Source organism: Bacillus sp. C1, from assembly GCF_054570475.1.
This window is the reverse complement of sequence record NZ_JBTMZT010000004.1, coordinates 467466-479886: the sequence shown is the minus strand read 5'-3', so window position 1 is coordinate 479886 and position 12421 is coordinate 467466. Positions and strand designations below refer to the sequence as shown.

At 35.8% G+C, this 12421-nt stretch carries 11 protein-coding genes and 1 pseudogene; 7 read left to right on the top strand and 5 right to left on the bottom strand.

Features of this window, described 5'->3' with window-relative positions; genetic code table 11:
* Positions 1-1069: Cna B-type domain-containing protein (locus tag ACX5JI_RS16130; RefSeq protein WP_459502034.1), on the top strand; the 1069-nt coding region annotated here is incomplete at its 5' end.
* Between the two features lie 434 nt (positions 1070-1503).
* Here the strand turns inward: ACX5JI_RS16130 and ACX5JI_RS16125 are convergent.
* Both ACX5JI_RS16125 and map read right to left on the bottom strand, forming a co-directional pair.
* Positions 1504-2904 carry a M28 family metallopeptidase gene (locus tag ACX5JI_RS16125; protein WP_459502033.1) on the bottom strand — a complete coding sequence of 467 codons (1401 nt, stop codon included), beginning with the start codon at positions 2902-2904 and terminating at the stop codon, positions 1504-1506.
* Between the two features lie 720 nt (positions 2905-3624).
* Positions 3625-4371 carry a type I methionyl aminopeptidase gene (gene map, locus ACX5JI_RS16120; RefSeq protein ID WP_459502032.1) on the bottom strand — a complete coding sequence of 249 codons (747 nt, stop codon included), beginning with the start codon at positions 4369-4371 and terminating at the stop codon, positions 3625-3627.
* A 221-nt stretch (positions 4372-4592) separates the two neighbouring features.
* On the opposite strand from map, the gene ACX5JI_RS16115 reads away from it, so the two are divergent.
* The 4 genes from ACX5JI_RS16115 to ACX5JI_RS16100 are packed head-to-tail and all read left to right on the top strand — an operon-like array spanning position 4593 to position 7957.
* Positions 4593-5495 (top strand): ABC transporter ATP-binding protein, encoded by a 903-nt coding sequence (locus ACX5JI_RS16115; RefSeq protein ID WP_459502031.1) that lies wholly within the window; start codon positions 4593-4595, stop codon positions 5493-5495.
* Entirely contained in the window at positions 5492-6226 is a 735-nt protein-coding gene (locus tag ACX5JI_RS16110) for an ABC transporter permease (RefSeq protein WP_459502030.1), read from the top strand. The genes ACX5JI_RS16115 and ACX5JI_RS16110 overlap by 4 nt, the downstream gene beginning before the upstream one ends.
* A 1-nt stretch (position 6227) precedes the next feature.
* Positions 6228-7358 carry a sensor histidine kinase gene (locus tag ACX5JI_RS16105; RefSeq protein WP_459502029.1) on the top strand — a complete coding sequence of 377 codons (1131 nt, stop codon included), beginning with the start codon at positions 6228-6230 and terminating at the stop codon, positions 7356-7358.
* Positions 7355-7957, top strand: a complete 603-nt coding sequence (locus tag ACX5JI_RS16100; RefSeq protein ID WP_459502028.1) for a response regulator transcription factor — start codon at positions 7355-7357, stop codon at positions 7955-7957. The genes ACX5JI_RS16105 and ACX5JI_RS16100 overlap by 4 nt, the downstream gene beginning before the upstream one ends.
* A gap of 301 nt (positions 7958-8258) precedes the next feature.
* Here the strand turns inward: ACX5JI_RS16100 and ACX5JI_RS16095 are convergent.
* Positions 8259-8454, bottom strand: a pseudogene (locus tag ACX5JI_RS16095) (hypothetical protein); the annotation flags it as partial.
* A 384-nt stretch (positions 8455-8838) separates the two neighbouring features.
* On the opposite strand from ACX5JI_RS16095, the gene ACX5JI_RS16090 reads away from it, so the two are divergent.
* Together ACX5JI_RS16090 and ACX5JI_RS16085 are read left to right on the top strand one after the other, a co-directional pair.
* A complete protein-coding gene (locus tag ACX5JI_RS16090) occupies positions 8839-9714 on the top strand; it encodes a helix-turn-helix domain-containing protein (protein ID WP_459502027.1) in 876 nt (291 codons plus the stop codon).
* A gap of 122 nt (positions 9715-9836) precedes the next feature.
* Complete coding sequence (locus ACX5JI_RS16085) at positions 9837-9974, top strand: quorum-sensing peptide PapR (RefSeq protein WP_459502026.1); 138 nt, start codon at positions 9837-9839, stop codon at positions 9972-9974.
* A 116-nt stretch (positions 9975-10090) separates the two neighbouring features.
* Here the strand turns inward: ACX5JI_RS16085 and uvsE are convergent, their stop codons facing one another.
* On the bottom strand, positions 10091-11044 hold the full coding sequence (uvsE, locus tag ACX5JI_RS16080) for a UV DNA damage repair endonuclease UvsE (RefSeq protein WP_459502025.1): 954 nt from the start codon (positions 11042-11044) through the stop codon (positions 10091-10093).
* Between the two features lie 36 nt (positions 11045-11080).
* Positions 11081-12274: a cardiolipin synthase gene (cls, locus tag ACX5JI_RS16075; RefSeq protein ID WP_459502024.1), complete on the bottom strand. Its 1194-nt coding sequence runs from the start codon at positions 12272-12274 to the stop codon at positions 11081-11083.
* Positions 12275-12421 lie beyond the last annotated feature (147 nt).

Genomic DNA, 12421 nt, shown 5'->3' with positions numbered 1-12421 from the left:
CTACGATATTACAAACATAAAAGAAGGCCAAACAAAAGTAGAAGGAACGAAAACATGGAAAGACGAAAATGCGAAAGATCGTCCATCCATGATTAAAGTAGACTTACTACAAAATGGCCAAGTGATTGCGACACAAGAAGTAAGTGAAGCAACAAACTGGAAATATGCGTTTACAGATTTAGCAGCATACGATGCAGAAGGAAAAGCGTATAAGTATGAAGTGAAAGAACAGTTAGTAGCTGGATATAAAACAGAAATCAACGGTTACGATATTACGAACACAAAAGAAGGCCAAACAAAAGTAGAAGGAACGAAAACATGGAAAGACGAAAATGCGAAAGATCGTCCATCCATGATTAAAGTAGACTTACTACAAAATGGCCAAGTGATTGCGACACAAGAAGTAAGTGAAGCAACAAACTGGAAATATGCGTTTACAGATTTAGCAGCATACGATGCAGAAGGAAAAGCATATAAGTATGAAGTGAAAGAACAGTCAGTAGCTGGATATAAAACAGAAATCAACGGCTACGATATTACGAACACAAAAGAAGGCCAAACGAAAGTAGAAGGAACGAAAACATGGAAAGACGAAAATGCGAAAGATCGTCCATCCATGATTAAAGTAGACTTACTACAAAATGGCCAAGTGATTGCGACACAAGAAGTAAGTGAAGCAACAAACTGGAAATATGCGTTTACAGATTTAGCAGCATACGATGCAGAAGGAAAAGCGTATAAGTATGAAGTGAAAGAACAACCGGTAGACGGATATAAATCCGAAGTAAACGGTTATGATATCACAAATACAAAAATCAAAGATGAAACAGGTGTAGATCCAAAAGATCCAAGTACAGATCCAAAAGATCCAAGTACAGATCCAAAAGATCCGAGCACAGATCCAAAAGATCCGAGCACAGATTCAAAAGTTCCACCTACTACAGAAGATGATAAACCGGCAGTACTTCCTAATACAGGAGGAACATCAGCGGAGATGCTCTCAATTATTGGAGGTATGGTATTATTCCTTTTAGGTGGAATTCTATTTTCTCGTCAAAGAATAAAGTAATAAAAAAGCTTTAAATTATAAAATATACCCTTTAGGTTGATATTCAAAAACTTCATGATAATGTGAAGGAAAGAATGCAACCTAAAGGTTTTTTTTGGTTAATAGAGAACGTTTTCAAAGTGATCCAATCCGCGCTCAATAATATGATTGGTTTTCATACAGATAGAAGTGCATGATCCATTTGATCATAAACTTAAAATGAAAATGGGTTTATATAAGTTATAAAGTCAAGGCTATGTTCTTTAATAGTAGCCGCGGTAGCCTTTACTTCTGAAACAAAAGCGGTAATTCTCATTATTTTTAAAAAATAAATATTGTTATATCATTATATTTAGTATTATACATTATAATGCGTTGGAACAAATATGCTTTTGTGCATATTTGTTTTTCTCAAGTAAAAAGCCACCGATTGTGAACGGTGGCTTTGAATATAATTAGGCAGCTTTCTGTTTTTGAGTTGCTACCGGCTTTTGAAGAACATCATAAACACCAGTACCAATGACATCTAGTGCCATTTTCATACGTTCAGGTGAAATGTTTTCTAGAACGTTATCTTGTGGTGTGTGGTATACCTTTTCAATATGATAGATGAGCGGATCCCAGCTATCTACTCCCATCCAAATGAATAGAGCGGCAGGGATACCAGCGTAAGTGAATGGTACATGGTCGCTAGAACCGAATTTCCCTTGAAGAACAAGGTCATTACTTAATTGTTTTCCAGCTTGTAAGGCCGCATCTGTGACAAGATTTGTAGAACCATCTGGGGTCATCGCATATAAATTTTTCGCTTTATCATAGTTTGTAGCGACCATATCAGCATTGAAGACGCCTAAAATACGATCACGTTCTTGTTTTGATAAATTGTCAACGTAATGTTCAGATCCAAGTAGTCCCATTTCTTCTGATCCAAAAGCAATAAAACGAATTTCTTTGTCAGTTTCTACATTTTGAAATGCGCGAGCTAATTCTAATACTAATCCTGTTCCAGAGGCATTATCATTTGCTCCTGGTGCCCCGGCAACACTGTCATAATGAGAGCTTACGATAACAGCCTTTTCGTTTCCGGTACTATTTGTCGGTTTCTTTTTCGCGATAACATTCAGAGATTGTAAGTTTGATTCATGTCGTGCTTTTAAAGAAAGGACCATATTACCCTTTGTTGCTAATTCTTCTTTGAAAGCATTACCTTGTGCATACGCAAGGCCAAATACAGGGATGGACTGTTTTTTTGTTAATTTTGGATTAAAAGTTTGGCCATAATTACCACGGCCGCCAATTAGACTATATAAGAGAACGCCTTTCGCCCCTTTTGCAACAGCATTTTCTACTTGTTTGTTGTAATCTGCTACTGTTGTACCTCTCTCAAATAAGACAATTTTTCCGTTTACTTCATTTGGAATTTCCTCTAATTTCGTCCCGTTTTGCACAAAAATGAGAGGAGCAGTAACAGCTTCAGTTGAAATAAGAGAATTTGGAGCAGCCCCTGCTTGCCAATTTCGTGATTTGGATAATGGTGATTCAATGAATCCTACATATTGATCTGGGACAGCAAATGGTTGATATTCTACTTCATATCCCATTGATTTTAATTGCATTCCAACGTAGCGTGAAGCCCATTGTTCTGATTGTGTCCCGCCAGGACGTGGTCCAATTGTTTCTGATAAAAAACGGACATGTTCGATGGCACGGTTCGCGTTAACTTGCTCTGTCATAGGTGGAGTTTTGATCGTTTCCTTTGGGGAGTCAGCTTTTACTGGTCCAATTGGAGCTAAACTGACGGCGAGTGTTGTAGCAAGCAACGAGCCTACTATTTTTTGTTTCCATGTTTTCTTCATATATTCCTCTCCCATTCTTCTATTCTATCTGACTGACAAAAGAAGACGGATAACGACTCTATTCTATCTATTATTTTTTGTATTTTCAATTAATTTAACTTGAGAAATAAAAGTATATAAAATTCTTAGGAAGAAGCGAGCATACAGCGCCTCTTCTTATCTCATGCCAAGCGCAAACAGACAGAAAAGCTTGAATGGATTTATATAGAATAATTCCATATGCATATTTGCATATTTTTAGAGAGGGTGTATGTGCTATTATTCTAGACAAAGGTTTCGCTTTCATATTTTGAAAGCCCCTAAATTGCATGTCTGGTGTACCCAAACTTTAGATTATGTAGGGAAGAAGAAATTTATGGTGAGATTTCTTTTTCTCATGCTTGAACCTTTTAAAAATGATAATTGTCATGTTCCACATTTCATGATAATTATCAATAGATGTAAGGCATCCATATGAAAAACAGGAGCTAGAGGGCTCCTGTTTTTTGTCGTTTTTTGTTGGTTAGTCGATATCTTTTGTCGAATCGCTGATATATTCCAATTTGCGCTGATATATTGTGAGAAACGGTTGATATATTTGAAAAATCGCTGATAAAATTTCATTCACCGTTTTATATGAACAAACCTCATCAGCTCACCACGTGTCACTTTATAATTTTGTAGCATTTTCCTTTCCCAACAGCCTGCGAAAAAGGAATGCAAATGCATTCCTTTTATCTTTTACAGTTCAGTTAAAATGATTGGTTCATCGCGTGTTACAACGATTGTATGTTCACATTGTGCAACAAGGCTTTTATCTGGTGTTACAAATGTCCAGCCATCATCGCCACGTTCGATAATATGGTCAGCTTTCATGGAAATGAATGGTTCTACTGCTATAACAAGACCATCTTTAAGAAGTGCATTATCCATTGGATCATAATAGCTTAAGATATGGTTTGGTGCTTCATGTAAGCTAAGACCAATACCATGACCTGTTAAGTTTTGAATAACAGCATAGCCGTTTTTATGAGCAAAATTAGAAACTGCACGACCGATTTGGTTTTGTTTTGCACCAGCTTTTACTTTTTGCATTGCTGCCCAAAATGCATCTACTGCTGCTTGGCAAAGTTTTTCTTTTTCTTCATCCTGCCCAAGAACAAAAGAAATACCTGTATCTGCATAATAACCGTCAAGTGCCGCAGATACGTCAACGTTTACTAAGTCGCCTTCTTTTAATACTTGATCTTTTGGGATGCCGTGGGCAACTTCTTCATTTACACTAATGCAAGTTACACCTGGAAAATTGTATTCTTTTTCCGGTGCAGAAATAGCACCGTGTTCATCTAATATTTTTTTGCCGATCAAATCAAGCTCTTTTGTTGTCATGCCTGGTTTCGCTTGCTTTTTCATTTCTTCACGTGCGAGCGCAACAATGCGGCCAATTTTTCGTAAACCTTCTAAATCCTTTTCATTACGAATGATCATAAAAAAACCACTGTCCTTCCTCGAATATATATCTTACACGATTGTATCATGTTTATTTTTGTCCTGCTACTTGTGTGCGAATAGGATGTTTTTGGAGATATGTTGATGGGTCTCATAGGGATTTTATGACAATTGTCATATTCATATTATGACGTATTTTACTGTTTACGACCTCTTTCAATTTATACAATGTAAATATAAGGAACGACGGAGGTGGAGAAATGGAAAAGGTTATCGAGGTAAATGATGTTTCAAAAACATTTAAACATAAAAATGCAGTAAATAACGTTTCATTTCATGTAGAGAAGGGGCAGATTGTAGCGCTTCTTGGCCCGAACGGTGCAGGAAAAACAACAACGATTTCAATGATGCTTGGATTAAAGGATCCATCAGAAGGAAGTATTTCTATATTTGGAAAAAGTCCGAAGCATCGAGATGTTCGCAATCGTTTTGGCGCGATGCTGCAAGAGGTGAGCGTGATTGATAGTATATCAGTTAGTGAGGCAATTGATTTGTTTTGTAGTTATTACACAAACCCAGTTGCAAAAGAAACATTGCTTCAGTTATCAAACTTAGAGTCAGAAAAAAAACAGAGATGTGAAAAATTATCAGGTGGTCAGAAAAGAAGGTTAAATTTTGCGCTCGCGCTTGCTGGGAACCCGGATCTATTATTTTTAGATGAACCGACCGTAGGTATGGATATTACATCTAGAAAGGCTTTCTGGGAAACGATTCGAAAGCTAGCAAGTGAAGGGAAAACGATTATTTTAACAACGCATTATTTAGAAGAAGCTGATGCGCTAGCAGATCGCATTTTATTATTTGCAAATGGAAAAATCATTGTGGATGGGACTCCAGATGAGATGAAGGCAACGATTTCTCGAAAAACCATTTCATTTTATACGAAAGAAAAAATTCCTACAAGCTTACTTAAAGGATTATCACATGTTACGGCAGTACAGTTTCAAGAACCGCGTGTTATTCTCACAACAGATGATACGGATGCTACGTTACAAGCAATTTATAAAAAGAATTTACCTGTTACAGATATTTCAGTGGAACGTGGAAGTCTTGATGAAGCATTTGAGCAGTTTGTTGCAAATCAGAAGGAGGGAATCGTATGAATGCATTATGGATGCAATGTAAAATAGAAATCTTACGTACATTTCGCAATAAATTATTTATCTTTTTCTCATTATTAATGCCAGTTATGTTTTATTACATTTTTACAAATGTTGTGCGAGTACCACAAAATGGTGCGGCATGGCAGGCACATTATTTAATCTCGATGGCTACTTTTAGCATCGTAGGAACAGCACTTTTTAGTTTTGGCGTGAGACTTTCTCAAGAAAAAGGGCAAGGGTGGACACACCTTTTAAAAATTACACCACTTCCAGAAGGAGCATATTTAACGGCTAAAATTATTTCTCAAACAGTGGTAAATGCTTTTTCAATACTTGTAATCTTTATTGCGGGTATGCTAATTAATAACGTAGAGTTAACGGTTGGACAATGGATTGGTGCTGGATTATGGCTACTACTAGGTGTTACACCATTTTTAGCACTAGGAACAATTATTGGTTCGATTAAGAAGGCGGATGCAGCTTCGGGACTCGCTAATATTTTAAATATGAGCTTAGCGGTATTAGGCGGCTTATGGATGCCGATTGAAGTATTTCCTAAAGTACTAAGATCTATCGGAGAATGGACACCAACATATCACTTCGGAAGCGGAGCATGGGATATTGTCGCTGGGAAGTCTATAGGATGGGAAAATATCGCGGTTTTAGGAGGCTATTTCCTTATATTTGTTGTAATATCAATATATATAAGAAAAAGACAGGAAGCGGTATAAAATGATAGAGAAGAAGCAGTTTGAACTTTTTCCAAAACATATGGGGATTTTCCCGTATATATGGCTTGTATATTTAGCATTTCCAGTCTATTCTTTACTACAAGAATCTGGCTGGAAATTATTTTTAGGTATCGGTATAACGGTCATTTTTGTTCTGGCATACAGGCAGCTTTATTTTGTAAAAAAGACATTTATGATGTGGGCATGTATACAAATGTTTATTGCACTTTTATTAGGTTCCTTCTATAGCCCATATCTCATTTATTTAGGTTTTTTTACAGCAAATGCAATAGCATTCGCACCTACGAAAAAATTATTTCGTATATTGTTTTCTTTGTTAGTGTTGATGGTTATTACGTTCATATTAATATATAGAAATGATTTCTCATTAACATCTTTTTTAGGGGCTATACCGATGTTTATCATGATGCTTCTTATGCCTTTTGCTATGCGTAATTTCAACCAAAAAAAAATGTTAAGAAATCAGTTGAGTGAAGCAAATGAACAAATCAAAGATTTAGTAAAACGTGAAGAACGTCAGCGAATTGCAAGGGATCTTCACGATACGTTAGGACATACGTTATCCCTCATTACGTTAAAAAGCCAGCTTGTTGAGAAGTTGATTGTGAAAAATCCAGAGCGTGCTGGTATAGAAGCGAAGGAGATTACGCAAACATCGCGCACAGCGTTAAAGCAGCTTCGCGAATTAATTTCTGATATGCGGATGATTACTGTTGAAGAAGAACTTGAGCAAATAAGGGTAATCTTGCAAGCTGCTAACATTTCACTAGAGGTAAATCAAAAGGCGAGTTCTGGGGCATTATCACCACTGGAGCAAAATATTGTAGGGATGTGTTTGAAAGAAGCTGTAACGAACGTTGTAAAGCATAGTAAGGCGACAGCGTGCACGGTTTCTTTATTTGAAACACAAGGAGAATTGATTTTGCAGGTGAAAGATAACGGAATGGGATTACAAAAGCAAAGTCATGATGGAAACGGCATTTTAGGTATGAAAGAACGGCTAGCACTCATTGATGGGGCACTTGAACTAGATGAAATACAAGCCGGAACTGTGTTAACGGTGAAAGTTCCAATCGTAATTAGAACAGGAAAAGATGAGGTGAGAGCATGATTCGAATTATTATTGCGGAAGATCAACGTATGCTTCGCGGAGCACTCGGAGCTTTACTTGATTTAGAAGATGATATTGAAGTGGTTGGGCAAGCGGAAAATGGCGAAGAAGCCTTAAAATTAATTGAAAATTTGCAGCCAGATGTCAGTATTATGGACATTGAAATGCCGATTCAAAGTGGGTTGGATGTTGCTGAAGCATTGCAGAAACAGAAAGCACGATGCAAAATGATAATTTTAACAACATTTGCGCGTCCTGGTTATTTTGAAAGAGCAATGAAAGCTGGGGTTCATGGATATTTATTAAAAGATAGTCCAAGTGAAGATTTAGCGGCAGCGATTCGGAATGTAATGAAGGGAAAACGAGAGATTTCTCCTGAATTAATGTTTGGACTATGGCAAGAACAAAATCCATTATCAGATCGTGAAAAAGAAGTGCTATTGCTCGCGAAAGAAGGAAAAACAACAAATGAGATTGCGAAGGTGCTGTACCTTTCATCTGGGACCGTTCGGAATTATATTTCAGATGTGTTAACAAAATTAAATGCGAAAAACCGAATTGAAGCAATTGCGCTTGCAGAAGAAAAGGGTTGGATATAAAAAAAGATGTTTACCAGTTATAGTGGTAAACATCTTTTTAGTTTGTTCGGAAACAGGAGCTGTTCCTGTTTTTTGTCGTTTTTGTTGGTTAGTCGATATCCTTTGTCGAATCGCTGATATATTCCAATTTGCGTTGATATATTGTGAGAAATGGTCGATATATTTGAAAAATCACTGATAAAATTTCATTCACCAATTTATACAAACAACCCACCATGTTCCTTTTTATAAATTTGTAGCATTTTCCTTTCCCCACAGCCTAGAAAAGGGGTGCTAAGAGGAAGAATTCGTGGGTTTGAAACTTAAAGATATTGCCGAATGAAGATTTTACTTCATTTTTCGACAAAAAATTTGGTATAGTAAGATGAGGTTGCTTTAGGCAACTTTACCACTAACAGTCGTAATTACCCCACTTTGTCTACTTTAACGATGGCGCATTTCCCGTATGCTCTGTAACTTTTACATGTTTGGGAAAGACGCACTGCGGTTTGATTCAATTTGTTTGAAGGCTGAGAATCAAAATCTTTTTCAGGGGTAACTTGTTCTTGGTGTCCTTTTAACCCCGCCTACTTTAATAAGTATTTTTTGTACCGTTTTGTGGTTCAGCGAAATTATCAATTGTTAAACGAGAATGGATAATTTAACCATGTCTTGCATTTTTGTCAACTTATGTGGAATAGTCACTTCCATTGGCAAAGGAAAGAGTAGATTAGAAGCTCTAATTTTAATTTTGTATTTGTATGAGGTGAATTGTAAGAAAAGTTCGCCTAATTTTATATGTAAATTATACGATGTTTTATATCAAAAATTGTCGAAAACTATTATTTTAGTGGTATGACAACTTGGGAAATTAGATTTCCATAATGGGATGGTGAGTTATTATGCACGCAGAAAAGCTAGGAGCTGAAATAAAGAAAATTAGAACGTTAAGAGGGTTAACACAAAAGAAATTGTCTGATAATATATGTCATCAATCAGAAGTAAGTAGGATTGAGTCAGGGGCAGTATACCCAAGTATGGACATACTTCAAGGGATTGCAGCGAAGCTTAGAGTTCCCATCATTCATTTTTATGAGGTTCTTATTTATTCTGATATTGAAAAAAAGAAACAGTTTAAAGATCAGATTCAAATATTCTGTACGAAGAAACAGTATGGTGAAATTTATAAAATTGTTTCAGAGGAACTTAAAAAAGAAGAGTATCATCCTGAATTTAAGCAGTTTCTTCTCTGGTATTATCATTTATCTTCCTATGCTTTAAAGAAAGTTAATTTTGAATACTGCATTTCAGAGCTGAACAATATAATGGATCAGCAATATGGTGGGGTGGATGTGTTTCAAAATTTATACATTGAAAATTCAATTGCTAGTATTTATGCAGAAAATAATCATTTAGAAAAAGCGATTACATTATTTCGGAATATTTTAAATCAGCTTGAGTCGTTACAGAGCGATCAAGATTTTGTTGTTAAGGTTCGATATAATTATGCAAAAGCTTTATATTTAAGTAATGAACATGGGAAAGCGCTTCAACAAGTGGATAAAGCAATTGAAACATCACGCTGTATAGGAAGTATGAAACTTCTTGGACAACTGTACTACCAGAAGGGAGAGTGTTTAGAGAAACTAGCCTATCCGCCAAGTGATATTACATTGGTTTATGAAAAGGCGTTATTATTTTTTGATTTACTAGATTTACATTCTTATAAAGAAACATTATTAAAAAAAAGGACGTATCTGGTGGGAACGAACGGATAGTGTTTTCTCGTTACAGTTAAACTTTTACTTGATGGAATTATCTGGGAATATGCATAATTGCATTTTTTTAAGAAATTATTTCATGGTATATTTAGGGAAAATAGAACATAGGGTGATAAATGATGAAAAAATTTCTGGTATGCAGTTTAATGGCGGTAGCAATGCTAGCTGGTGTGGCATTCGGAGTAAGTCAGGATCATGCACTAACGAATCAACAAGAACAAGTACAATTAGCTTCAGATCTACCATTTGAACATTAAGATAAAAATAAAGAGTCCATTTGCGGGTTCTTTATTTTTTTGTTGGGAATGAACGGGTGTCCTAATTTAGAACTATCAACAATCCTACTATAGAGAATCGTGAAAAAACGTTACAATTACCATTGTAACGTTGCACCGCTTCTTCGTTTTATTCCTCTTATCGAAGCGAGTTCATCTACTAACTGAAAAAGTGCTAAATCTTTTTGTTTACTCTCAATCATAATGTCAAAATCCCGATTTACTGCTTTGGCAATATGTAAAAATGGATTTATAAATGTAGTATCAATATAATTAGCGTGGGATCTGAATGCCTTCTCTGATTTTGGTGAAGAAATATGAACTTTCGGAATGATATTTGTATGATCCCACGTTTCGAAAATAGCTGGTAGTAGTGCCTCTAACGGTTCATCACAAAGATTCGCCTTATGATGATGATAATCAAAGACAAAGGGGATTCTTTCTTGTTTACAAACGGCTAATGTTTCAGAAGCTGTGTAGGTTTTATCATCATTTTCAAGTGTCATTTGCTGCTTGATATGGAAAGGGAGTTTTTTTAAGTTTTCATGAAAGCGCAATAAGGCTTTCTCCTTGTTGCCGTATGCACCACCAATATGGATATTAATGTAGGAAGAGTCTGCGAGCCTCATCGCCTCTAATACATTATAGTGATACGTCATATCTAAAACCGCATTGTCTGTAATATGAGGTTTTTCACTTGTAAATAACGTGAATTGATTTGGATGAAAGCTGACTCGTAAGTTATGCTCTTTAATTAATTCCCCCATCTTACGCCAAAATGGTGTGAAAATCTCGATATAATTAAAATCAACTTCAGGATGGGTTGCGAGTGGGACGATAGAAGATGATAATCGGTATAATGGAATTTCATGTGCGATATTGTAATGCAAGATACGCAATGTATGCATAAGGTTTTGCATTGTAATGTTATATAATTTTTCTTCTCGTTCCTGTTTGGTAAGTTTTTTCCACGTTGTAAATGTCATTGTTTTAGCAGGGGAACAGTCCCACAAGGCGAGTGCATGTGAGACATACCCAAAGCGCATAATCATTTGTCCTACCCCCGTTATTTATTGAAAAGTTTCATTTCATAAGAAAAATGCTAGCAATGTTCCAATCCATTCTTTTCCCTTATCAATAAGAGAGGGAGAGGAAACAGCTTTAAAAGTAAGTAATGTAGACCCTTCAATATCTTTACTAATTTGAGTTTTAATTTCTTTTATAAAAGCGGCGTCATACAGGAGACAATTTATTTCATGATTGATGTATAAACTTCTCATATCAAAATTAGCTGTTCCAATGTCACAAGTATGATCATCTACCATAATAATCTTTGCATGAAAAAAACCTTGTTGAAATTCATAAATGTTACACCCTGCCTTCAGTAATTTTCGGCAGTATGGTAATTTTGCTTCCCGAACGAGAGGGTGATCTGCTTTTTGGGGTACGAGGATTGTAATGTGAATACCTCGTTTTTTTGCTTGTAATAATGCACTCATTACTTTTTTTCCCGGTATGAAATAAGGAGTCCCGATGTACAATTCTTCTTTCGCGCTTTCAATAAGTGATACAAATGTTTCTTGTAAATAAGCACCCTCTGTTGGGATAAAGCGGTGTACTACAGGTCCGGGCAATTGTTTCGGAAAAAAAGATGCGTCTTTTAGTAAATCTTCGTTTGTATCATCGCGCCAATCGTGCAAAAATTGTTGTTGTAAATCTTGCACGCCTTCTCCAGTCAGGCGTAAATGATAATCACGCCAAAGTCCAAACTTTGGATCATGTCCTAAATATTCCTCTCCGATATTAAATCCACCAATGTAGCCAATCTCTCCATCGATAACCGTAATTTTTCTATGATTTCTTTGGTTTGCAGAAAAAAAAAGAAAAGGCAACTTTATTTTATGACAATAGGAAAATGATACACCGTGTTGCCTTAGTGAACGAATCATTTCCTCTGATAAATGATGGCTTCCGATACGATCGAGTAGGAGCCGTACTTCTGTACCTTGTTTTGCCTTTTTAATGAGAAGTTGTAAAAAAGTTTGGCTAATTTCATCATTTTTGACAATGAAAAATAAAATATGTATATGATGTTTTGCTCTCTGTATATCTAAAAATAAATCATTGTATAAATGTGTTCCCGATGTATACAATGTAAAATCGCTGCGCCGTAAAGGAAAAGGACGGGACTTTATTTTTTTTACATGATATTTTCTTCCGAGTACAAGGTCGAGTGATATCCATGTGACTAAGCATATTAGTAAAAGAGATAAAAAGACCATTATCAAATTACCTCCTGAGAAGTTCTTTTTGTAGTTTCACCGAAATAAACAACTTTATGAAAAAAATTGTGTTGTATAACAAAAAACTGTTGACTGAATGCTCACTCATTATATAATGAGGGTAGGGGATATAATTCAGAAAATTTT

What these genes read in the sequence shown, in the direction of transcription:
- ACX5JI_RS16090 (WP_459502027.1), top strand. Translation starts at nt 8,839, where the DNA reads ATGCACGCAGAAAAGCTAGGAGCTGAAATAAAGAAAATTAGAACGTTA.
- ACX5JI_RS16115 (WP_459502031.1), top strand. Translation starts at nt 4,593, where the DNA reads ATGGAAAAGGTTATCGAGGTAAATGATGTTTCAAAAACATTTAAACAT.
- cls (WP_459502024.1), bottom strand. Translation starts at nt 12,274, where the DNA reads ATGGTCTTTTTATCTCTTTTACTAATATGCTTAGTCACATGGATATCA.
- ACX5JI_RS16100 (WP_459502028.1), top strand. Translation starts at nt 7,355, where the DNA reads ATGATTCGAATTATTATTGCGGAAGATCAACGTATGCTTCGCGGAGCA.
- map (WP_459502032.1), bottom strand. Translation starts at nt 4,371, where the DNA reads ATGATCATTCGTAATGAAAAGGATTTAGAAGGTTTACGAAAAATTGGC.
- ACX5JI_RS16085 (WP_459502026.1), top strand. Translation starts at nt 9,837, where the DNA reads ATGAAAAAATTTCTGGTATGCAGTTTAATGGCGGTAGCAATGCTAGCT.
- uvsE (WP_459502025.1), bottom strand. Translation starts at nt 11,044, where the DNA reads ATGATTATGCGCTTTGGGTATGTCTCACATGCACTCGCCTTGTGGGAC.
- ACX5JI_RS16110 (WP_459502030.1), top strand. Translation starts at nt 5,492, where the DNA reads ATGAATGCATTATGGATGCAATGTAAAATAGAAATCTTACGTACATTT.
- ACX5JI_RS16125 (WP_459502033.1), bottom strand. Translation starts at nt 2,904, where the DNA reads ATGAAGAAAACATGGAAACAAAAAATAGTAGGCTCGTTGCTTGCTACA.
- ACX5JI_RS16105 (WP_459502029.1), top strand. Translation starts at nt 6,228, where the DNA reads ATGATAGAGAAGAAGCAGTTTGAACTTTTTCCAAAACATATGGGGATT.